A 22,175-nucleotide genomic window follows, 5' to 3' on the forward strand; every position below is an offset into this window, starting at 1 on the left:
CAGGTGACGAACTGACACGCCTGCTCGTGTCAGTCAAACACAACGTGCTCGAACGGGCCGCACACGAACCCCCGCCGAAGAAGCGATCGGCTGCGGGCGACCGAGTCGCCGGGTTGATTCTCGGAATCGTCGTTCTTCTCGGCCTCGGCGCCGGCGCCGCCTTCGCGCTCGGCGTCGTGTCAGCTCCCGAGAGCGTTGCACCGGCAGCGGATGTCACGCCGACACCCGCCCCGTCGGCACCGACACCCACTCCGAGTGAGTATGCGGTGTCGTCAGGGCAACCGGCGCCACGCTACGACCTCTCCTGCGAGACGCTGGTCGACGGAGCCCTTGTGACCGACCTCTTCGCCGGCGACGTCTCACCGACCGATCCCATTGTCACCGAGTCCGGCGTCGGCATCGGCATCCCGACGCATTCGTCGGTTCTCGCAGTTGGCGGCACCGTCTGCGAGTGGTCGAACGGCATCGCAATGGACAGCATGCAGGCCGCTTGGAACTCCGAGTACGCCGGGCTCATGGTGTCGGTTGTTCCTCGTCCACTGGCCGGGTGGAGCGAAGCCGCGGCTGCCTATGGCCAGCCCGCCGACCAGAACTTCTGCAACGAGAGCAGCTGCATCGGAACCGCGGTGCTCGGCGATGCCTGGGTGACGGTCACCGCGGAGGGCGGTGATTCGAACGCCCTCCACGCGTCAGCGTGGCAGCCGGTGGTCGACGCGATCATGAGTTCGGTCGCCGCAGCCGGGCCCGCCGCGCCGCCGAGCAGTCCCGAGCAGACGAGCATGACGACCGTTGAAGACTGCGAGGGGATCCTCCCGCTCGACAGTGCACGATCCATCACCGGGGCCTCCGATGCCGTCACCTGGCCGAAGGGTCCGCATGGGAATTGGAGCTCGACGGACGAGGCTCGCCGTACTGCCGGAAATGCGGGCTGCCGGTGGCTGATCCCCGAAACCGAGGCAGGCGTGGCGGACGTGGACTGGTTGCGTGGCGGACATTGGGCGTTCGAACGGATGCTGCTCGCCGGGACGAGTTCCCGAGTCGAGCTCGTCGGCAATCGGCCCGACGATGCCGCAGCGATCCGATGCGACGATGCCCTCGACGGGAGCTGCGCGGTGGACCTCAGGATCGACCAGGACTGGCTCACGGTCGGCGCGAGCGACCGCGACACGGCGATCGCACTCGCCGAGGCGGTGCTGGCTCAGCGCAGCAACCGCTGACGAAGGTCGCGACGACGCGAACGCACGATGAGAACGGCGGATGCCGCGGCGCGAGCCGCGGCATCCGCCGCCGCCGTTTCAGTCGCATCTGCTCTCGGACGCCCCCCGGCGACCGCTCCCAGCGGCCGGGCCGGTCAGTGCAGGCTGAGCACGTCTTCGAGCGTCGCGGGCGTCGCCTGCAGCCGCGGGTCGTGCACCTCGGCACCCGGGAACTCGCTCGCCTCGAAGAACCAGCGGCGCGAGGCGGGCATGCCCCAGAGCTGCGCGCGGCGGGGGTTGCTGGCGTCCCAGCGGATCGGCTGGTCTTCGAGGTCGATGAACTGGTAGTGCGTCGTGAACAGCTCGACGCGGTGCTGGTCGGGGTCGCGCAGGTAGAGGAACAGCGCGTTCGAGATGCCGTGACGGCCGGGCCCGCGGTCGATCTCGTCGCCGAAGCCCAGTGAGCCCGCGACATCCGCTGCATGCAGCAGGGCGGTCGCGTCGGGCACCGTGTAGGCGAAGTGGTGCAACCGCGGGCCGCGGCCGTTGGTGAAGACGAGGTCGTGGGTGTTGCCCTTGACCTCCATCCACGTGCCCCACAGCTCGTCGGTGCCATCGGTCGCGGTGTACTCCGACATGCGCATGCCGAGGCCGGTCCAGAAGTCGGTCGCCGCCTGCACGTCGTAGGTGACGACCTGGTAGTGGTCGAGGCGCTGCGGCGCACCCGCGACGAACTCGTGGAACTCCTGCATCTTGCGCGGCACCTGCGCCATCGACGAGGTGAGTTCCATGCGCGTGCCGACGGCGTCGGTGAACTGCAGCGTCGGCCCCTGGTGCGGGCGCTCGACACGTTCATGCTCGACACCGTTCGACCGGCACCAGGCTTCGGCGGCGAGGATGTCGCGGTCCTCCCGCACCCGCAGGCCGACGCGCAGGGCCTTCGCCTCGTCGGCGCGTTCGAGCACGAGCGAGTGGTGCGCCGCCTCTTCGAGCCCGCGGAGGTACACGACGTCGTCGGCCTCCTCGGTCACGACGAGCCCGATGACGTCGCGGTAGAAGTCGCGGCTCGCCTCGAGGTCGGTGACCGCGAGCGAGACGTGGCTCGCGCGGGTGATCGCGAAGGGCGGGTCGAAGTTCGTGGTGGGCAGCATGTCTGGCTCCTCGTGGTGCGGTGGTGCGGTGATGCGGGTGCGTGGTGCGGGTGCGGTGAACGAGCCGGTCAGGCCTGCGCGTCGCCCTGTCGCGCGCGCCACTGCTCGATGTAGGCGCGGCCGTAGTCGTTGCCGTTCGGCAGGCGCAGGGTCGAGTGCACGTGGAAGCGCTGCGGCACCCGGTTGTTCAGCCACACCCCGGCGTGGTGGTCGAGCTCGGCGACGATCACCGGGCTCTGGATGCGGAAGTAGAACGGCTGCGTGCCGTCGGTGCCGCCGTACCAGACGAACCAGGTCTCGTCGCGGTGCTCCTCGACGTCGGCGCGAGTGAGCCTGCGCTGATCGGGGCGCAGCAGCAGCAGGTAGTCCTCGACGAGGTCGAGCAGCAGCGCCCACTGCTCGTCGTCGAGGTCGTACGCCGAGATGCCCTCGTACGGGATGAGCCGGTTGTCGTGGAACGCGCCGGCGACGTGCCGCTCGTCGGCCGGGTGCAGGCGCCCCGCGGGCATCTTCGGGTCGAGCACCGAGGTGTAGACGACCGCGGCCGCCCGCTGTTCGTCGGTGAGCGAGGCCGCGAGTTCGAGCGCGGTCTCTTCGCGCGCCTCGAAGATCGGCGGCCGTTCGCCGTCGGAGAGCGCGGGCTCGGCGCCGATGAAGACGGGCGCGACGACGTGGCGACCCGCGACGGTGACGAAGTGCACGGCGACGTGGTGGCCGAACAGCTGCCACCCCCATGCCCCGCCCGCGACCGGATCGCCGTAGAGCGCGACCCAGTAGCTGCGGTCGTTCAGGATCGTCGGCAGGTCGACGAGCTCGCCGAGGAATCCGTTCAGCTGCATCGCCTCGCGCACGCGCTCGTACCCCTCGGCGCTGAGCGACGCCTCGACGAGCCGGAGCATCGCGGCGACCTGCTCCTCGGAGAGGTCTTCGAGCCGCAGGCCCACGCGGTGGAAGACGAACTCGGGGTTGCTCCACGCCCGCCACTCGTTCGAGTCGAGCGGGTGGAGGAACGCGTACTGCTGGGAGTCCGAGAGCGTCGCGATCGCGTGCTCGGCTGCCGCGACGAGTTCGGCGTCGTCGCCGCGCTCGGCCAGCTCGTAGAGCCCGGGCCGTACGACCCCGTCGGAGGTGACGCCGGCGAAGGGCTCGTCGAGCTTCGCGTTCCACTCGTCGAGCAGCGCCTGCAGGAACCGGTCGTCACGGCGCGCGTCGGAGAACTCCTGGTAGCCCATGCCCCGCCACGGCGCGAGCGTCTCGTCGTCGTGGTCGTAGAGGAACCGGCGGAAGTCGGTGCCGGCGAGCTCGATCGCCTCGTCGCGCGCGGTCACCCGCGCGGTCGAGAAGAAGCCGTCGAGCTGCTCGTCGGCTGCGCCGGCGGCGGCTCCCGTGCCTGCACCTGCTCCTGCATCTGCGGTCACGATCGTTCCTGCCTTTCCTCTGGGCCGGGTGCATCGAGTCTGCCCGTCAGCGTGCGGTCGCGCAGCTTCGCGCGGGAGCTGCCCGAGTAGATCGCCTCGACGATGCGGTCGGGCGACAGCTCGCCCGTGAGCTCCTGGTCGATGCGGCCGTCGACGAGCACGAGCACTCGGTCGCAGAGGAGCGCGAGCTCGTTCTCATCCGATCCGGCGACGATCACGAAGCGATCCTCCGCGGCGGAGCGCACGGCCTCGACGATCGTCTGCCGCGCGCCGACGTCGACCGCCTGGGTCGGCTCGTGCAGCAGCAGCATCCGCGGGTCGGTCGCGAGCCATTTCGAGATGAAGACCTTCTGGGCGTTGCCGCCGCTGAAGGTGCCGACGATCGCGTCCGCCCGCGGCGGGCGCACGTCGAGTCGCCCGATCCAGTCGTCGACGAGCGCTCGCTCCGCTGCGAGCTGCAGCCGCGAGAGCGGGCGACGCCGGGCCGATTGCGGGAACGCCGCGTTCTCGAGCACGGTCTCGCTCATCGCGAGGCCCGCGTGCTCGCGGCCCTGCGGCACGATCGCGATGCCGTGCTCGATGGCGCGAGCGGGGTCGAGCCCCGTGAGCTCGATCGTCTCATCGGGCAGCTCGATCGTGCCGCCCTCGGCCGGAGTGACTCCGGCGAGCAGGTAGGGCACGTCGTCGTACGCCGAGCCGCCGATGCCGGTGATGCCGAGCACCTCGCCCTGGTGCAGCGAGAACGAGAGGTCGCGCAGGCGCAGGCCCGTGAGGCCCTCGACGCGCAGCTCGGGGGTGTCGTCGTGGCGCTCGTGCACGATGCGCTCGCCGAGGTCGATGATCGTGCGGCCGAGGATGAGCGTGGTCAGCTCGGCCTCGGTGAGCCCCTCGACCGGCCGTGCGGATTCGACGACGCGGCCGTCGCGCAGCACCGTGACGCTGTCGGCGCCGTCGACGATCTCTTCGAGGCGGTGCGTGATGAGCAGCACCGAGGTGCCGGTGGCGACGATGTCGTCGAGGTCCTGGTAGAAGTTCTCGAGCGCGCGCCGACCGAGCGCGCGGGTCGACTCGTCGAAGATGATGAGGCCGGCGCCCGGGGTAGCATCCTGCAGCACTCGCGCGATCGCGACCGCGGTGCGGTCCTCTTCGCTGAGCGACGACACCCGGGAGTCGAGCGGCACGAGCCGGCCGATGCGCTCGAACGCGAGCATCGCCTCGGCGCGCTCCTTCGCCCAGTCGATGCGGCGGAAGAGGCCGTGGCCTTCGAGGCGGCCCATGCGCATGTTCTCGAGCACGGTCATCTCGGGCACGAGCCCGAGGTTCTGGTGCACGACCGACATGCCGTAGTCGCGCGCCTGGTGCGGGCGGATCGGCAACGGCAACGGCGAGCCGTCGATGGCCACCACGGCGCCCTCGTCGGGGAGGTTCAGGCCGGTGAGCACCTTCGCGAACGTCGACTTGCCCGAGCCGTTCTGGCCGACGAGGCCGTGGATCTCCCCCGGCGCGACGACGACGTCGACGTCGTGCAGCACCCGGGTGGAGCCGAACGTCACGTTCAGCGACTGCACCGAGAGTCGGGGTGCCGGTGGCACGGGCGTCGCCGCCCGTGCCACCGACGAGTGCGGGGTCGTCACTCGGCGCCCCAGATCGCGAGGAAGTCGTCGCGGAACGTGGCCGGTCCGAACCATTCGCCGGATGCCTCGGCCTCGGCGGTCAGCTCGACGTCGCCGATCGTGTCGCGCGTGAAGAGCCGGAACGGGATCTCGTACTCGGGCAGCTCCGTGCCGAGCTGCATGCGCATCGCGATGTCGGCGGCGACCCAGCCCTGGAACACCGAGGCCTGGCCGGCTGCGGCGTAGAGGAAGTTGTCGGCCTCGAGCTGCTGCAGCGCGCCGAGCTGCGCGGCGCTCACGGCGCCCTTGGTGTCGGCGAGGCGACCGGCCTGCTCGACACCGCCCTGCGTCGGCTGGAGGTGGTTCGCGAACTGCGGGAACACGTAGCCGATCTCGGGGTGCTGCAGCAGCGCCGAACTCGTCGACGATGGAATGAGGGGGAAGTTCGAGCTCGAGATCTCGTTGACGATGATCTCGCCGTCGGGCAGCACCTCGTTGGCCTGCGCGAGCGCCTCCTCGGCGGTGAGCGCCGCCGAGCCGTCGGTGGCCTCGTTGAAGAGCACGTTGCCGGTGCCGCCGGAGTCGAGCGCGATCCACTGGAAGAGGCCGACGAGCTGGTCGACGGCGGCGTCGGGGCCGTACTGCAGCGTCTCGGATGCCGGGTGCTCGGGCATCTCGTAGTTGTTGTTCAGCACGACGGGGATGCCGGCGGCCTGCGCCGCGTCGAGTGCATTCGACGCCATGCCGTAGGGAATCGCGTCGGTGATGATCGCGGCGGCGTCGGCCTGCGTCGCCTGGGTGATGCACGAGTCGATCTCGGTCGGCGTCGCGTTGCCGTTGCAGATCTGCACGTCGACGTCGACCGCGGCGAACGCCTCGGTCACCGCTTCACCGGTGACGTTGAACTGCGGCGACTGCTGGGTGAGCGGCACGTAGTAGACGGTCGTGCCGGCGAGCGACGCGACGTCGCCCGTCGGCTCGGTCGGCACGGGGTACTCGTCCCGCGGTTCGAGCAGCGCCGCGACCGCCGCCTCGAGGTCGGAGGCTGAGCCGTCGCTCGCGCCCGGCGAGGCCGAGGGGTCGGCCGTCGCCCCGCCCGAGCAGGCGGAGAGCAGGATGACGGCGGCGCCGATCGTGCCGGCCGTGACGAGGGCGCGCCCGCGGCGCGACCGTCGGTTGGTGCTGGTGGTGGGAGTGATGTGCATGGTGTGCCTCCTGGGCGTCGTTGCGAGGAGCGGATGGTGCGGTGCGGTGCGGTGCGGTGCGGTTCGGTTCGATTCGGTGCGGATGGTGCGGTTTCAGCGTCTTCGGCTGAGCACGGTCGACAGGGTGACGGCGATGACCAGCACCCCGCCGTAGAAGACGTTCGAGACCCACGACGAGGCGCCCAGCAGCTGCAGGCCGAGTACGCCGGTCGCGAGGAAGTAGACGGCGATGAGCGCGCCGAGCGGGGTGAAGCGGCCCGGCTGCAGGATCGCGGTGCCGAGGAACACCGCCGCGAACATCGGCAGCAGGTACATGTTCGCCACGTTCGGGTCGAAACCGCCCGTCGCCGAGGCCGCGATGACGCCGCCGAGTCCGGCGATCAGGCCGGCGATGACGAAGGCGCCCATGCGGATGCGCGTCACGCGCACGCCGGCGAGCCTCGCCACCTCGCGGTTCGCGCCGACGAAGCGCATGTTGCGACCGAGCGGCGTGAAGGCGAGCACGTAGGCGAACCCGAGCATCAGCACGAGGCCCAGGTAGAAGGTGATCGGCAGGCCGAGGAGGTTGAACTGCAGCGCCTGGCCGAGCCAGCCGGGCAGCCCGCTCACCGCGGTCATGTTCGCGATGCCGAGCGAGATGCCGAGCAGCACCGTCGACATGCCGAGCGTCACGACGATCGTGTTGACGCCGACCTTCACGATGAGCCACGCGTTCACGAGCCCGACGAGCGTCGAGGCGACGATCGCGGTGATGATCGCGAGCCACACGTTCCAGCCGTACGTCGTGTACAGCACCGGCACGACGATCGCCGCGAACCCGAAGTTCGCCGCGACCGACATGTCGACGAACTCGCCGACGATGATGGTGACGAGCAGGGCGGCCGCGAGGAAGACGAGCGCCTGCTGCCCGCCGAAGATCGCCCGGAACGCGCCGTAGGTGAGGAACGTCTGCGGCAGGAGCACCGCGAACAGCACCGCCATCGCGATCCAGACGCCGATCACGGCGAACCGCTGGGGAATGTCCCTGGCCCACGAACGCGGCGGCGGCGTCGGGTCGACGCGCTGCACGACGGCCGTCTCGGGGATGGTCTTCATCGCGGAACCGGGCATGGCGCGGTCACTCCTGTCTGCGCTTCGTCGCGCGACTCGGCTCGCGGCGTGTGCGCCGCGGGATCTGGGTGCCGTCCTGTGACGACAGATTCTTGGACTAGATGGGCAGGTCGAACATGCGCTTCGCGTTGCCCGACATGACGAGCTCGCGGTCGGCGGCCGAGATCTCGACCTCGTGGTTCATGAACTCGACGCCCTGGCTCATCCAGCTGTAGAAGACGGGGAACGAGGAGCCGAAGAGGTAGTGGTCGGCGCCGTTGATCTGCAGCGCGGCCTCGATCTGGGTCTTGCCCCACGAGTGCGGGTGCGTGAGGTCGAAGAAGATGTTCTCGCGCAGGTACTGCTGGATCTTCTCGCCGCCGGTCGGGTCGAGCCGCTGCAGCGCCTCCGCCTTGTTCGGCCGGTGGGGCGTCATGAGCGCCGTGTTCGCGAACCAGTTGCCGCCGAGCATCGTGTGGATGAAGCGGAGGTTCGAGAAACGGTCGAACATGCCGCTGAAGAGCTCGCGACCGACGGCGGTCGACTGGTCGATGATGCGGCCGTACTCGCGGCGGAGGTTCGTGTAGTCGACGACCGAGCGCCACTCGACCGGCAGCGGGGTGTGGTGCACGATCACGGGCAGCCCGAGCTCGTTCAGCACCTCGAGGTAGGGCTCGAAGGTCGGGTCGTCGAGGTAGAGCTGCCCGTAGTGGCAGGCGAGCTGCACGCCGACGGCGCCGCGATCGACGCAGCGCTTGAGCTCGTCGATCATGTCGGCTCGGCCCCACGGCGGGAGGCACACGGTGGCGAAGAGCCGGCCGCCCGAGCGCTCGGCGATCGAGAACGCGTTGTCGTTGACCGCCTTGCAGGTCTCGAGGTCGAGCCACTCCTGCCACACCGGCACCCGCATGATGCCGTAGTCGACGCCCGCCTCGTCCATCGCGGCGAGCTTCGCGTCGGCCGAGTAGTCGCCCTCGACGTAGTTGAGGTTCTGGTGGCCGGCTGGCTTCTCGAGGATGAGGTGCCGCTTGCCGGACTCCATCGTCTCGACCCGGGCGATCTCGCCGAAGCCGCGCGGCGCGCTGCCGAGGAACCCGTTCAGGATCTTCTCGTTCGAGAACAGATCCTCGGGCAGGTGGTGGATGTTGATGTCGACGACCGTCATTGGTCCGGCTTCCTCTGCGTGGGCGGTGGGGCGATGGTGCGGTGCGAGTGGCACTGGCCGCAAATGTACGTTGCGGATGCCCCGGGCGACAGGCCGCGGCCTGCACGCTTAGTTTGCACAGATCGCGGGTCCGTCACGCCCTCCCCGTGGCTAGCCTGCAATCACGCCCGGCTGTCGCCGGGCGGAACCGAACGCCGCTCCGCATCCGGAGCGGCACGCACCCAGAGGGAGGCATGACGTGCGTCGATATACTTCGAACCCGTGCGGACGCCTCCCCCGGAGCGCGATCCGCAGCGTCACGGACCTGAAGGAGCGTAGTCGTGGACCGGTTCGCCGTCATGCGGACGCTGGTCTCAGTCGCACATGCGCCCTCGTTCAGCGCCGCAGCGGCCGAGCTCAGCATCTCGCCCTCGCTCGTCTCTCGTCATGTCGCCGACCTGGAGAACCAGCTGGGCGTGCGACTCGTGAACCGCACGGCCCGGTCGGTCTCGCTCACGCTCGACGGCGAGCAGTACGCGGAGTTCGCGGAGCGAATCCTGTCGGAGATCGACGAGCAGGATGCCACGCTGTCGCACACGAAGCGCTCGTCGGAGGGCCGGCTGTCGATCATCAGCCCGAAGTGGATCGGCCTGCAGGAGCTCGGTCTCGCAGTGGGCGAGTTCCGGCTCGAGCACCCCGGCATCCGCGTCAAGCTGCAGCTCGGCGGCATCTCCGACCGCACGCACGACTTCCTCGACCAGGGATTCGACATCGCGTTCCATGCGCGGCATCCGTCGGATTCGCGGGTCAAGGTGCGACGCATCACGGACCTGCCGTTCATGCTGGCCGCGTCGTCGGGCTACCTGGAACGCCGCGGCACGCCGGCGTCGCCGCCGGAGCTCAGCGATCACGACCTGCTGACGCACACCGGCGACCCGGTGTGGCATCTCGGCGAGGGCGATCAGGCGACGCGGCTCCGCGTGCAGGATCCGGCGTTCACCTCGAACGCCTACTCGATCATCGAGCAGATGATCGAGCTCGGATGCGGCATCGGCCACGTGCCGCGAACCCTCGTGCAGCACTCGACGCGCGCAGCCGAGGTGGTCGAGGTGCTGCCGCACCTGCCCCCGCCGACGCGCTCGCTGTACGCACTGCACGCACCCGGCGACGCCACTCCCGAGCGGGTCAAGATCTTCCTCAGGTTCATCACCGACTGGTTCAAGCGCGCTCCGTCGAGCTGACGAGTCGCCGCAGCCGGCGCCCGGCGCCGCGTTCCCCGAGAGGAGCGCCATGCCTGCGCTGACCGCCCGTGACATCGAGACTCCTGACATGGAGACTCGCGACATCCAGACTCACGACGTCGAATACGGCCACGACGGCACTCGGATGATCGGCCTGCTCGTCGCCCCCGAGGGCGCCGTCGGCCTGCCGACCGTGCTGCTGCTGCACGACGCGTTCGGCCTCGGCGACGACACGATCGCGCACGCCCGGCGGTACGCCGAGCTCGGCTACGCCGTGTTCGCCGCCGACGTGTGGGGCGATCGGCACCAGCCGGCGGGCGGCCCCGACATCGGCCCACTCATCGGCGCCATGGCGGCCGACCGCGTCGAATGGATGGCGCGCGTCGCCGCCGCCCATCGCACCGCTGCGGCCCGGCCCGAGGTCGACGCCGAGCGCATCGTGGCGCTCGGCTACTGCTTCGGCGGGGCCGGCGCACTCGAATTCGTGCGCACGGGCGGCGACGTCGTCGGCGCGGTCAGCATCCACGGCGGCCTCGACCTGCTCGACCGCGACTGGTCGGCCGCGACATCCGGAATCGACGTGCTCGTGTGCACCGGCTCGGCCGACCCGATGGCCACGGCCGAGCACCGCTCGGCGCTCGAGACCGACCTCGACGGCGCGGGCATCGGCTGGGAGGTCGACCTCTACAGCGGCGTGAGGCACGCGTACACGAACCCGCGATCCGACCTGCCGGGCATGCCGCCCGGCGTCGGCTACAGCGCACGCGCAACGGCGCGCTCGTGGCAGTCGACCCGGCAGTTTCTGGCCGAGCGCTTCGGCGAAGAGGCTCGCGACGGCGCCTGAGCGTCGACACGACCAGCGCGCGAACGTGCGCGCATGAGAGAGGATCCATTCCACTATGCACGACATCGCGATCATCGGTGCGGGGCCCGGCGGCCTCGTCACCGCCCTGCGCCTGCACCAGCAGGGAATCCGCACGCGCATCTACGAGAGCGTCCCCGAACTGAAGCCCCTCGGCGTGGGCGTGGACATCAAGGTCTACGGCACGAAGGAGATCGAGGAGCTCGGGCTGCTCGAGGAGTTCCGCGCCATGTCGGTCGACGCCGTCGACTCGATCTTCTACAACCACTACGGCCAGGAGATCTACGCCGAGAAGTGCGGCGTGCACATGGGCTACGAGCACGAGCAGCGCTTCGTGCACCGCGGCTCGCTGCAGATGCTCTTCTACCGCACGGTGCTCGAGCGACTCGGCGAGGAGTCGGTGGTGCTCGGCGCCCGGGTCGTGCAGTACACGCAGGATGAGACGGGCGTCACGCTCGACATCGAGCACCGCGACGGCCGCACCGAGCAGGTGCGTCATGACGGGGTCATCGCCGCCGACGGCATCAAGTCGCCCGTGCGCCGCCAGATGCACCCGAACCAGGCGGAGCCCGTCTACTCGGGCATCACGATGTACCGCGGCACCACACTCCGTGAACCGATCCGCGACGGCCACACGATCCTGCACATCGGCGACCCCCGCATCTCGACGATGATCGTGTACCCGATCGTCGACGACTTCGAGGGCACCGGCAAGCAGCTGGTCAACTGGGTGGTCGAGAAGGAGGGCGAGGAGACGATCGAGGACTGGAACCAGCTCGGCTCCGTCGACGACATCGTGCCGCTCTACGAGACGGTCGACATCGACTACGTCGACATCCAGCAGCTGATCCGCGACGCGCGCGAGGTCTACCTCTTCCCGCTCATCCGCCACGAACCGCTCGACGACTGGGTCGACGGCCGCGTGGTGCTGCTGGGCGACGCGGCGCACGCGATGTACCCGCGCGGCGGCAACGGCGTGTGCCAGGCGTTCCTCGACGCGCGCGTCGTCGCCGAGCAGCTCGCGAACCACGACGACCCGCACGCCGCCTTCGTCGCCTACGACGCCGCGCGCCGCGAAGGCGTCAACCGCATCATCATGTCGATGCGCGGCGAGGGCTACGAGGTGATCCGCCGCATGGTCGCCGAGCGCACCGACGGCAAGCCGTTCGACGACATCGAGCAGGTGCTGCCCCTGGCCGAGGCCGATGAGATCTTCAGCGGCTACCACCGCCTGGTCGGCCAGCCACGACCCGGTTTCGAGGCCGGGGAGGCAACCGGCTTCCGCACCCGCGACGCTGAGGAAGCTGCGCGATGACCAAGGTGACGACGGCGGATGCCGCGACCGCCGGGGCATTGCGCGCGGTCGAGGAACGCCGCCTGCAGGCCCTCTTCGACGGCGACCTCGCGACCCTCGACGCGCTCTTCGACGAGACGCTCGTGCACATCCACGCCCCCGGACTGACGCACTCGAAGACGCAGCTGCTCGAGCACGTCGCGACCCGCAGGCCCTACCTCGGCACGAAGCGCGGCGACCTCGACATCCGCCTCATCGGCGACGTCGCCGTCATGACGGGCGACCTCGAGAACCGGCTCCGCACCAAGGAGGGCGGCGAGCGCACCCTCGGCGGCGTCGCCACCCAGGTGCTGGTGAGAGCAGCGGATGCCTCGTACGGCTGGCGGTTCATCCTCTTCCAGTTGACGCCGACCGCCGAGCAGGCCTGGGGCGCGCTGCCCTCCGAGCAGGACGCCCAGGCACGACAGGAGACCCGATGAAGCTCGCACGGTTCCGCAGTGACGACGGCCCGATCAGGATCGGCCGGGTGGACGGCGACACCGTCACCGACCTCAGCGACGTGCCCGGCGTCGGCACCTCGCTCCGGGCGATCCTGCCGCGACTCGGCGAGCTGCGCGCCGCGATCGAGGGTGCCGGCGGGCCGGTGCACCGCATCGCCGAGGTGCGGCTCGAGGCGCCCATCGACGACCCGCAGAAGTTCCTCGGCATCGGCATGAACTACCGCGAGCACGCGGTCGAGGCCGCGGCCGCCGGCATCCCGACCCCCACGAGCCAGATGTGGTTCAACAAGCAGGTCTCGTGCATCAACGGACCGTTCGACGACATCGAGAAGCCGCTCGTGTCGGACGCGCTCGACTACGAGATCGAGCTCGGCGTGGTGATCGGCCGGCGCTGCCGGCACGTCGCCGTCGAAGACGCACGTTCGGTCATCGCCGGCTACCTCGTCGTCAACGACGTCTCGGTGCGCGACTGGCTGCAGAAGCGCTCCCCCACGTTCACGCTCGGCAAGTCGTTCGACACGCACGGCCCGATCGGCCCGTGGCTCACGACCGACGACGAGATCGACGACCCGCTCGCGCTCGACATGCGCCTGACGGTGAACGGCGACGAGCGGCAGCGCTTCCGCACCGACGACATGATCTACGACATCTCCGAGCAGATCGCCTACCTCACGCAGGTCATGACGCTCATGCCGGGCGACATCCTCGCCACCGGCACGCCCGCGGGCATCGGTGCACCGACGGGCCGATTCCTCGTGAACGGCGATGTCGTACGTGCCGAGATCGACGGGCTCGGCGCGATCGAGAACCGCGTGGTGCTCGAGGGGCGTTGAGATGCCTCGTCGCCGCAGCATCCACCTTCCGGGTCACGTGCATCGCAACCCGATTCCTGCCGCGAGCCGTATCGGGGCGCACGTCCAGTCGGGGGCGCTGACGGGCCGCGACCCCGAGACCGGTGCGATGCCGCCGGGCATCGACGCGCAGTGCGCCAACGTCTTCCGGCAGATCCGTGCCGTGATGGCGGCGGCCGGCGGCTCCCCCGACGACATCATCAAGCTCACGGTGCAGCTCGTCGATCCCGACGACCGCGAGGCACTGAACCGCGAATGGCTCGCCATGTTCCCCGACCCCGACGACCGGCCCGCGCGGCAGGTCGTCGCGGCGCGGTTGTCCGGCGGCGCCCTGGTGCATTGCGACCTCGGCGCGGTCCTCGGCGACTGAGATCGACGCTCCGGATGGCGCAACGTGATGTTGAACGGACCGCATCACTCCGGACGTTTACATATGTGACGATATATATGTCGATTGGAACATCGACAGCCCTCGGACCGGCGCAAGGGTGCGCCGGCGGGCCTATGTGAGGAACTCCATATGAGCGATCGCAGCATCCTCGTCGTCGGTGGCGGCATCGGCGGACTCGCCACCGCCATCGCCCTCCGCGCCAACGCGGGACTCGACGTCACCGTCATCGAGAAGCAGGCCGACGTGCACTCGTCAGTCTTCGGCGTCGGCATCATCCAGCCCGCGAACGCGATGCGCGCGCTCGACGCGATCGGCTGCGCCGAGGCGTGCATGGCCGACGGCTACGGCGCCACCGAGTGGGGGTCGATGCACGACCTCGACGGCGGCAAGCTCCGCGACATGACGGCGACGCGCATCGACGGCGGCGAGTACCCGGCGATGAACGGCATCACGAGGCCCCGACTGCACGAGATCCTCACCGCGAGGGCGCTCGAGGTCGGCGTCGTGATCCGCTACTCGACGGCGTTCGACACGCTCGAACAGCACGACGACGGCGTGACCGTGCGCTTCGAAGACGGCGGCTCCGAGCGATACGACCTCGTCGTCGGCGCCGACGGCGTGCGTTCGAAGGTGCGCGAGCACGTGCTCGACGAACAACTCCGGCCGTACTACATCGGCCAGAGCGCCTTCCGCCTGAACATGCCCCGACTGCCCGAGATCGATCGCATCATCCTGCAGCCCGGGCCGACCGGCATGGCGGGCTTCGTCCCGATCGGCAAGGACCTGGCCTACTTCTTCTTCAACGCCGAGTACGAGCGCGACCAGCGGCCGAAGGGCGACGAGATCTACCCGGCGCTGAAGCGGCACCTCGAGGGCTTCGGCTGGCTGACCGGGCAGCTGCGCGACGAGTTCCTGCAGCCCGACGCCGACATCGTGCTGCGGCCCGAGGAATCATTGATCGCCCCGGCGCCGTGGCACCGCGGGCGCGTGGTGCTGATCGGCGACGCCGTGCACACCGTCACGCCCCACCTCGGGCAGGGCGCGGCGCAGGCGATCGAAGACGGCATCGTGCTCGCCGAGGAACTGCGACGGCATGACGACGACCACGAACCCGCGTTCGACGCCTACACGGCGCGCCGCTACGAGCGCTGCAAGCTCGTCGTCGACACGTGCCTCGCGATCGCGGAGTGGGAGAAGGGCCAGAAGCCGGGCTTCGACAACATCGCCGCCACGAACCTCGTGCTCGACACGCTCGCGCAGCAGTACTGAGCGGTGACCAGCCCGCTCGCCGACCTACACTGATGCCCAATGGGATCGACCGACCGTGACACGCGCGCACCTCGCCTGCTCGAGCAGGATGCGTCACTGCAGCGCGTCGCGATCACGCTCAGGGAGCTCGCCTGGACCATCCACCGGCGGGCTCCCGAGCGCGCGCACGTCGGGCCCATCCCGACGACCGAGGTCGCCCTGCTGAAGCAGGTCGTCGACGGCCCCGGCGCCACCGTGGGCGAGCTCGCCCGCACGCTCGGACTGCGTCAGTCGAACACCTCCGCCGCCCTCCGCTCGCTCGAGGGGCGCGGACTCATCACCCGCGGCAGCAGCGAGGCCGACCGCCGTGTCGTGCGCGTCTGGGCGACACTCGACGGCGTTCGCGAGCACGAGGCGATCGCCGACGCGTGGAGCGCCGATGTCATCGACGCCGTCGCAGCGCTTCCCGAGCGGGAGCGCGCGAGCATCGAAGCGGCCACCGAGGCGCTCGCGCTGCTGCACGAGCTGATGCGGAAGCAATCCGAACTCGAGCGCCCGTGAACGGAGGCTGCGCGGGGAGAAAGACCCGAACCTTCCCCCCGCGCGATCACCATCGCCACCTCGGCGTACGAACCCGAACCGTCCCCCGATGGTCGATCTCATTTGCGTGATCAGGTGGTGATGGAGTCACGCGCCCTATGTCGCGTGTTCGTCACGCTAGGGGCACCGGGCACCGCCCGGCAACACGAAGTTTTCAGATGATGAACAGCGTGCCGTCTCACGCGAGGCGCCGCATCCCTCGTCGCCGTTCAGCCGCCCGACTGTCCCAATCGATCGGTGCCGATCTGCAGCGAGAGGCGCGACGCCGCGTCTTGCAGGCGCTGCACGAGCGACGGATCGGCGTGGGCGGCGACCTCGCTCGGCAGCGACACGGCGAGCGACGCGATGATGCCCGCGGCCGTCACCGGCACCGCGATGCACGTGTAGCCGATCGCGTACTCCTCGCGGTCGACAGCCCGCTCGCGCGAGCGCTCGAGCTGGTCGAGCAGCACGCGCCGGTCGCTGATGGTGTGCGGCGTGAGTTCGGCGAGCTGGTGCCTCGACACGTAGTCGAGCCGTTCCTCCTCGGACAGCACGGCGAGGATCTGCTTGCCGAGCGCCGTCGCGTGCGCGCTGCTGTGCAGCCCGACCCAGAGCTCGACACGCGGATTGTGCACGGCATCGACGATGTCGACGAGGTGCACCTCGCCGTCCTGGTATCGCGAGAGGTAGGCGGTGGCGCCGAGCTCCTCGGTCACGCCGCGCAGCGCCGTGCGCACTCGCGAGAGGAACACGCCGTGGGCGGCGTCGGCCGTGACGAACGCCGGAAAGCGAGTGCCGAGCAGCAGGCCGTCGGGTTCGCGGGCGAGGTAGCCCTCGTGCACGAGCGTGCGCACGAGGTTGTAGGTCGTGCCGGGCGTGAGGCCGCTCGCCGCGACGAGGGCCTTCACGGGCATCGGCCGCGGTTCGTTGGCGACGATGTCGACCAGTCGAAGGGCGCGTTGCACCGAGCCGATCAGAGTCGGATCCGAGTCTCGGGCGTCGGGTGACGGCATCGGTTTCCCCCTCCGCCAATGGTAGCCCTGCACATCCGCATCGAGTTAGATGGACGGTGACCCTTCGATGAAGACGAGGTACGTGCATGACGGTTGTGGAACGCTCCGGCCCGGTTTGCATGGCACTCGCCCTCGTGTTCGGGCTGGCCGCGTGCACGGCCGGCGAGGTCGGGCCCACGAGCCCCGTCGTTCAGCTCGGCGCCCCCGGCGAAGAGAATCACACCCTCGCCCCCGATGAGTCGCTGAATCTGGAGTCGCCGAAGCACACCGAGGCCGACGAGCAGTTCATGCTCGACATGATCGCGCACCACGACCAGGCCATCACGATGACGGGGTTCGTCGACGAGCGAACGGATGACCGCGACATCCGACTGCTGGCCGAACGCATGCAGGTCAGCCAGCAAGACGAGATCGACCTCATCACCCGGTGGCTGCAAGACCGGGTGGTACCGCTGAACGACGCACGCGCAGGCGGGCACGACGGACACGACGCCGACGGACACGAGATGCCCGGCATGCTCACCGAGGAGCAGCTCGCCGAGCTCGAGGCGGCCGACGGGGCGGAGTTCGAGCGGCTGTTCCTCGAGTACATGATCCAGCACCATCAGGGTGCCGTGCAGATGGTGAACGAGCTCTACACGGCCGGCGGCGGGCACGAGTCGGAGATCGACCAGTTCGCCCGCCACGTCGAGTCCGACCAGGGCGTCGAGATCGCGAAGATGCAGCAGTTGCTCGCGGCTCGCTCCTCCTGAGGGCGCTCGCCCTTCGTGAGGTGGTGCCCGGAGGCCGCTGAGCGGCCCCCGGGCTCCCTCATCAGAAGGTCGCCGCGAGCGCGTTCAGCGCCTGCACCAACGCGGAGTCGGCGGCAGCGCCCGACTTCTTCGCGGCGTTGTCGAGCTGGGCTGCGACGGCGTTGCCGCTCGCGGGGCCGTCCGCGAGCTTCTCGGCCTTGTCGACGTGCTTGAGCACCTCGCGCAGCGCCTTGCCGCTCAGGCTGCCGTCGCGCTCGGCCTGGTCGATGTACGACCGTGCCACGGCGAAGCTCGGCTCGTGCACGAGGCGAGTCTGCAGCTGGGCGTTGAACTGCGAGAGTTCGATCTCACCGGCTGCGGCGATCTCGTTCTCGGACAGCTGGTCGCTCGCGGTGAGCGCGAGGCTGTCGAAGCCGCGCGCGATCTCACTGCCGAGCACGTTGCCGTTGTACCAGTAGGTCGACCAGTACCCGGCGAGGTTCAGCCCGGCCGGGTTCGGCGTGTTCACCGGGCCGCGGTCGAGGTAGGCGATCTCGGTCGGGTTCGACGTGTCGGTGAAGTCGATGATCGAGAGACCGCCCTGGTACCAGGCCTGCACCATGATGTCGCGACCGGGCACAGGGATGATCGAGCCGTTGTGCGCCACGCAGTTCTCCTGCGCCGTCTGCGGCACCGGCAGCTTGTAGTAGCTCCTGAACTCGAGCTTGCCGTCGACGATGTCGAAGAGCGCGTTCGCGCCCCACTCGGGCTGGTCGGTCACGCGGCAGCGAGCGGCGGTGCCGCCGCCCCACTCATCGGTGAAGACGACCTTGGTGCCGTCGTTGTTGAACGTCGCCGAGTGCCAGTACGAGTAGTTCACGTCGGAGACCGCGTCGAGCCGCACCGGATTCACGGGGTCGGAGATGTCGAGCAGGATTCCGTTGCCCTGGCACGCACCGGCGGCGAGCCCGATCTCGGGGAACGCCGTGATGTCGTGGCACGTGTTGGTGTTCGGGTTCGGCGAGTACGGCGTGCCCGACGGGTGCAGCGGCTGCGTCGGACCGTTCTGCAATCCGTTGAACGCTCCCGTCACGGGGTCGCTGAAGATGCGCGGCTGGCTCACGACGGCGGCCGAGGCCGGGTCGGCGAGCGGTACCTTGATGACGTCGATGCGCCACTGCGTCGGGTTGCCCGTCGTGACCGGCGTCGTGCTCGCTGGAGCGTTCTCGCAGCCCGGGAGCTCGAGGGGCGAACGCACTCCCGACGTGCCCGAGTTGTAGATGTACACGTTCTCGGTGTCGTCGGGGTCGGCGACGAGCGTGTGCGTGTGCGAACCACGGCAGGTCTGCACGCCGGGCAGCTGCACGGGGTTGTCGATGTCACTGATATCGAAGATGCGCACGCCGCGGAACCGCTCGGCGTTCACCGCACCGGGTGCGCCCTGCGTGCCGCAGTCGATGCGGCCGCGGGTCTCCTCGACCGACATGAAGAGCAGGTCGCCGTAGACCGACACGTCACCCTGACCGCCGGGACACACGAAGGATCCGCGCAGCGTCGGCGCCGCGGCATCCGACACGTCGTAGACCTGGAAGCCGTTGAAGTTGCCGACGATCGCGTTGTCGCCCGAGAACGCCACGTCGGAGTTCACGAAGCCGAAGTTGCCGGGATTCGCGTCGAACGGCGCGACGCGCGGCGTGCTCGAGAGCAGCTCGATGTTGCTCGCCGCCGTCTGGGCATCGAGATAGCCCGGCGGCAGGTCGATGCGCGGGTCGTCTTCCGCGGCGGCCGCGCCGGCCGTCGCAAGGGACGAGCCGAGCAGCAGAGCTCCGGCAAGTGCGAGCGCGCGTCGGCGCCATCGGATGTTGCGGGGTGCGGTTCTCATCGGTAGTTCCCCTCTCTCGCTTCACTGCGATCGATGCCCTCCGACGGGCGGGCGGCACAACGTCGTGCCGCACGCGGCCCCAGGGAGGCCGATCTCTGGGTCCAACGTATCGGGAGGCAGGGGATCTGCGCAGCTACGAATTTCGCGCGCACGCGTCTCGCGGAGCACTATCAAGCCCCACCCTTGGGGGTTCCGCCGCCGACAGTCACGCTGCGATGATCGGTCGACTCCGCCCGACCCGAAGGTGCCTTGTGTCCCCACCGCCCGGTGGACCTCGCGATTGGTCCCCACCCGATATCGATACGCGTACCGTTGCGCGTGCTCGCCCGGGGCACCGGCCGATCCGCGGCGGCGGCCATGTCGAGGGCATCATCTGGGCGCGGGTCCTCGCCGGGATCGGACTCGCAGTCGGGCTCGCAACACTCGCGCTCGCCTGCCTCGGGCCCATGGCCGGCGAGGCGGTATGGACGCTCGGAATCGCGTGCTTCGCGAGTTTCGCGATCTGGTGCGGGTTCATGGCCGAGCCGCGGTACCGGTCGAGCCGGGGGCGAGGCGGTGTCGTCTCGAAGGCCGGGATCGTGATCGGAATCGCCGCGTTCGCCGTGGGCGCCTACGCGTTCGTCGTCATCGCCCTGGCGAGCTCGGGAACTCGACTTCCGGCTCCGTCGCAGTGGTTGAACGATGCGGGCGCCGGCGGGTCGTCGGCCGAGGCGGCACCGACGGACTCCCCGCCCATCGTCGACGCAGGCGAGCCCTCAACGCCCCTCGAGGCGGAGCGACTCGCCCTCGGTCAGGCCGTCGGTACCGCGGCGTTCGTGCTCGAGCAGACGGCATCGACGGATGGCACGTGGCCCGCCTCGCTTGCCGTTACCACCGACTCCTCGGCCCTGATCGCTCCGGATGGGCGCTCGTTGGGTCCACTACCGGCGGGCGCCCAGGTGCTGTACTCCACCTCCTCCGACCTTCGCGAGTTCAGCCTCACCCTCGTCGGCCCGCTTGGCGCGATCGCAGCGTATGAGTCGACGACCGGAATGGTCAACACGTCGCTGCCGTGACGCTGAGTCCACTGCGCTGGCGCTGACCGGGACGCCCGAGGGTGCCTCAGGACAGGCGAAGCCGCATCCGATCGTTTCGCGAAATGCGTATGCCAGTTCCGCCTCAGCGTTGAGGCGGAACTGGCATACGTATTCGGACGAAGATTGGCGCGGCTCGAGAATCTCACGAATCGGGCGCGAGTGCGGGTTCGAACTCCGAGTCGAGCGCGGGCCGTTGGAACTGCTCGCGTCCGCAACGCCGCGTCGCGGCAGACCGCGAGCGCGAGTCAGCCCGCGCTGAGCGCCTCGCGTGCGTGCCGGTACTTCTCGGCCAGGCGCACCTGCGCGTCGAACTCGAGGCGACGCACGCGCCACGGGGCCGTGTTGTCGTCGAGGTCGGCGAGCTTCACGCGGCGGGCCACGGGGTGTCGGCTGATGCGGGCGTAGTACGCGTCATCGGCGACATCCGGAGTTCGGGTCAGCAGCTGCACGATCTCGACGACCTCGGGCTGAACGCCCGCCTCGAGCAGGTTCTGTGCGGTGACCGCCGTGTCTTCGAGCACGTCGTGCAGCCAGGCGGCCGCGACGAGCACCGGCTCATTCACCGGGTCGAAGCGCTCGGCCACGCGGCCCGGGTGGTCGATGTACTCGGCGCCGATCTGGTCGAGCTGGCCGCGGTGGGCGGCGAACGCGATGCCCTTGGCGAGCGCGACCTGAGCCGCCGCGTCGACGTCCTGCCCGGGGCGGGGTGCGAATCCGGGCGCGAGCGGCGCGACGGGGCCCGTCACCGAGATCGGCATCTGGGTGACATTGGCGGGCATCGCGGATGCCGCGGGCTCGACCTGCTCGAACCTGTTGGAACCGATCACTGGGTGGTACTCCTCGATCATCTGGTCGTCATCGTCATCGTGGTCTTGGGGGTCGGTGGTCGCAGGCAGCTCGGGCGTCGACTCGGGCATCGGCTCGGGCGTCGGCTCGGGCGTCGAGTCGACGAACTGGGCGAACGGCACGTGCACCGGCACCGGGTACTGCAGCTCGATCACCTCGGTCGGCTCGCCCTCGGCGAGCGCGAGGTCGTCGGCTGCGGGCTCGAGATCCGCCGGCGCTGCGGGATCGACCGGCTCTGCGACATCCGTCGGCGCCGCGACATCCGTCGACTCAGCGACATCCGCCGGCTCCGCGACGCTCACCGGCGCCGCGACATCCGTCATTGCGGCCTCCGCGGCCGCCTCGGCGAGCGGGTCGCGCCCGAGCACCGGGCGCACGAAGTCGAGCTCGGCCTGCAGCTCGGCCATCTCGCGCGCGTCGAGTTCGAGAAGGGACCGGGCGTTGCCCTCGCGGCGACGCACGAAGTAGTCCTCGTCGACCTCGGTCAGCTTGTCGCCGTCGCTCGTCGTGAAGTAGCGGATGCGCCCGGCATCGGTCACCGGAATGATGACCTCGACGAACTCCCCGCTCGGCTCCTCGCTGCAGAGGTAGTAGCGCTGCACGTCGCGCGGCGACGGATGCCTCCCCCACTCCGGCGCCGGAAGGCGTCGCGGGCGCAGGGTGCCGCCGGCGTCTGCGCTGCGGCGACCCGGCCGTGGGGCGAGCTCGCCGTCGGACGCGCCGAGCCCGTACACGGGCTGGTCGTCGGGGTGGGTCGTCACTCGGGCTCCTGGGCTGCAGCACCGACAGGGCGGGGGTTCGACTCGGGGCGACGTCGGGTGGGGGTGCCGGTGCGCTCCTCC

The 22,175-nt window shown here is 69.7% G+C and carries 20 protein-coding genes; 11 read left to right on the plus strand and 9 right to left on the minus strand.

Annotated elements, in window-relative coordinates; genetic code table 11:
* Window positions 1–26: 26 nt before the first annotated feature.
* On the plus strand, window positions 27–1,217 hold the full coding sequence (locus tag ACFCVM_RS07850) for a hypothetical protein (protein WP_375835560.1): 1,191 nt from the start codon (window positions 27–29) through the stop codon (window positions 1,215–1,217).
* A 134-nt stretch (window positions 1,218–1,351) separates the two neighbouring features.
* On the opposite strand, the gene hpaD is transcribed toward ACFCVM_RS07850, so the two are convergent.
* The 6 genes from hpaD to ACFCVM_RS07880 form a co-directional block, all read right to left on the minus strand.
* Window positions 1,352–2,347, minus strand: coding sequence for a 3,4-dihydroxyphenylacetate 2,3-dioxygenase (gene hpaD / locus ACFCVM_RS07855; RefSeq protein WP_375835561.1), 996 nt, complete (start codon window positions 2,345–2,347; stop codon window positions 1,352–1,354).
* 68 nt (window positions 2,348–2,415) lie between these two features.
* Entirely contained in the window at window positions 2,416–3,765 is a 1,350-nt protein-coding gene (locus ACFCVM_RS07860; protein WP_375835562.1) for a DUF3500 domain-containing protein, read from the minus strand.
* Window positions 3,762–5,399, minus strand: a complete 1,638-nt coding sequence (locus ACFCVM_RS07865) for a sugar ABC transporter ATP-binding protein (protein WP_375835563.1) — start codon at window positions 5,397–5,399, stop codon at window positions 3,762–3,764. The genes ACFCVM_RS07860 and ACFCVM_RS07865 overlap by 4 nt, the downstream gene beginning before the upstream one ends.
* Window positions 5,396–6,583, minus strand: coding sequence for a substrate-binding domain-containing protein (locus tag ACFCVM_RS07870; protein ID WP_375835564.1), 1,188 nt, complete (start codon window positions 6,581–6,583; stop codon window positions 5,396–5,398). The genes ACFCVM_RS07865 and ACFCVM_RS07870 overlap by 4 nt, the downstream gene beginning before the upstream one ends.
* Before the next feature lie 93 nt (window positions 6,584–6,676).
* Window positions 6,677–7,693: an ABC transporter permease gene (locus ACFCVM_RS07875; RefSeq protein ID WP_375835565.1), complete on the minus strand. Its 1,017-nt coding sequence runs from the start codon at window positions 7,691–7,693 to the stop codon at window positions 6,677–6,679.
* Window positions 7,694–7,790: 97 nt separating this feature from the next.
* Window positions 7,791–8,837 carry an amidohydrolase family protein gene (locus ACFCVM_RS07880; RefSeq protein WP_375835566.1) on the minus strand — a complete coding sequence of 349 codons (1,047 nt, stop codon included), beginning with the start codon at window positions 8,835–8,837 and terminating at the stop codon, window positions 7,791–7,793.
* A gap of 320 nt (window positions 8,838–9,157) precedes the next feature.
* Between ACFCVM_RS07880 and ACFCVM_RS07885 the strand changes: the two genes are divergently transcribed.
* The 8 genes from ACFCVM_RS07885 (at window position 9,158) to ACFCVM_RS07920 (ending at window position 15,764) form a co-directional block, all read left to right on the plus strand.
* The gene (locus ACFCVM_RS07885) at window positions 9,158–10,057 is read left to right on the plus strand and encodes a LysR family transcriptional regulator (protein ID WP_375835567.1); all 900 of its coding nucleotides are present in this window, start codon (window positions 9,158–9,160) and stop codon (window positions 10,055–10,057) included.
* A 49-nt stretch (window positions 10,058–10,106) separates the two neighbouring features.
* Window positions 10,107–10,901: a dienelactone hydrolase family protein gene (locus ACFCVM_RS07890; RefSeq protein ID WP_375835568.1), complete on the plus strand. Its 795-nt coding sequence runs from the start codon at window positions 10,107–10,109 to the stop codon at window positions 10,899–10,901.
* Window positions 10,902–10,956: 55 nt separating this feature from the next.
* The gene (locus ACFCVM_RS07895) at window positions 10,957–12,234 is read left to right on the plus strand and encodes an FAD-dependent monooxygenase (protein ID WP_375835569.1); all 1,278 of its coding nucleotides are present in this window, start codon (window positions 10,957–10,959) and stop codon (window positions 12,232–12,234) included.
* Window positions 12,231–12,692 (plus strand): nuclear transport factor 2 family protein, encoded by a 462-nt coding sequence (locus tag ACFCVM_RS07900; RefSeq protein ID WP_375835570.1) that lies wholly within the window; start codon window positions 12,231–12,233, stop codon window positions 12,690–12,692. Before ACFCVM_RS07895 ends, ACFCVM_RS07900 begins: the two co-directional genes overlap by 4 nt.
* The gene (locus tag ACFCVM_RS07905; protein ID WP_375835571.1) at window positions 12,689–13,546 is read left to right on the plus strand and encodes a fumarylacetoacetate hydrolase family protein; all 858 of its coding nucleotides are present in this window, start codon (window positions 12,689–12,691) and stop codon (window positions 13,544–13,546) included. Before ACFCVM_RS07900 ends, ACFCVM_RS07905 begins: the two co-directional genes overlap by 4 nt.
* A gap of 1 nt (window position 13,547) precedes the next feature.
* Window positions 13,548–13,934, plus strand: coding sequence for a RidA family protein (locus ACFCVM_RS07910; RefSeq protein WP_375835572.1), 387 nt, complete (start codon window positions 13,548–13,550; stop codon window positions 13,932–13,934).
* Window positions 13,935–14,084: 150 nt separating this feature from the next.
* On the plus strand, window positions 14,085–15,224 hold the full coding sequence (locus ACFCVM_RS07915) for an FAD-dependent oxidoreductase (protein WP_375835573.1): 1,140 nt from the start codon (window positions 14,085–14,087) through the stop codon (window positions 15,222–15,224).
* Window positions 15,225–15,263: 39 nt separating this feature from the next.
* Window positions 15,264–15,764, plus strand: coding sequence for a MarR family winged helix-turn-helix transcriptional regulator (locus tag ACFCVM_RS07920; protein ID WP_375835574.1), 501 nt, complete (start codon window positions 15,264–15,266; stop codon window positions 15,762–15,764).
* A 248-nt stretch (window positions 15,765–16,012) separates the two neighbouring features.
* Here the strand turns inward: ACFCVM_RS07920 and ACFCVM_RS07925 are convergent, their stop codons facing one another.
* Window positions 16,013–16,750 carry an IclR family transcriptional regulator gene (locus ACFCVM_RS07925; RefSeq protein WP_375835575.1) on the minus strand — a complete coding sequence of 246 codons (738 nt, stop codon included), beginning with the start codon at window positions 16,748–16,750 and terminating at the stop codon, window positions 16,013–16,015.
* Window positions 16,751–16,917: 167 nt separating this feature from the next.
* Here ACFCVM_RS07925 and ACFCVM_RS07930 point away from each other — a divergent pair, with 167 nt between their 5' ends.
* A complete protein-coding gene (locus ACFCVM_RS07930; protein WP_375835576.1) occupies window positions 16,918–17,550 on the plus strand; it encodes a DUF305 domain-containing protein in 633 nt (210 codons plus the stop codon).
* Window positions 17,551–17,611: 61 nt separating this feature from the next.
* Here the strand turns inward: ACFCVM_RS07930 and ACFCVM_RS07935 are convergent, their stop codons facing one another.
* Window positions 17,612–19,411, minus strand: coding sequence for an LVIVD repeat-containing protein (locus ACFCVM_RS07935; RefSeq protein ID WP_375835577.1), 1,800 nt, complete (start codon window positions 19,409–19,411; stop codon window positions 17,612–17,614).
* 446 nt (window positions 19,412–19,857) lie between these two features.
* Here ACFCVM_RS07935 and ACFCVM_RS07940 point away from each other — a divergent pair, with 446 nt between their 5' ends.
* Entirely contained in the window at window positions 19,858–20,466 is a 609-nt protein-coding gene (locus tag ACFCVM_RS07940; RefSeq protein ID WP_375835578.1) for a hypothetical protein, read from the plus strand.
* Between the two features lie 266 nt (window positions 20,467–20,732).
* Here the strand turns inward: ACFCVM_RS07940 and ACFCVM_RS07945 are convergent, their stop codons facing one another.
* On the minus strand, window positions 20,733–22,094 hold the full coding sequence (locus ACFCVM_RS07945) for a hypothetical protein (RefSeq protein WP_375835579.1): 1,362 nt from the start codon (window positions 22,092–22,094) through the stop codon (window positions 20,733–20,735).
* Window positions 22,095–22,175: the final 81 nt, after the last annotated feature.

The sequence above is a fragment of the Agromyces sp. NPDC056389 genome (assembly GCF_042262385.1).
Classification (GTDB): domain Bacteria; phylum Actinomycetota; class Actinomycetes; order Actinomycetales; family Microbacteriaceae; genus Agromyces.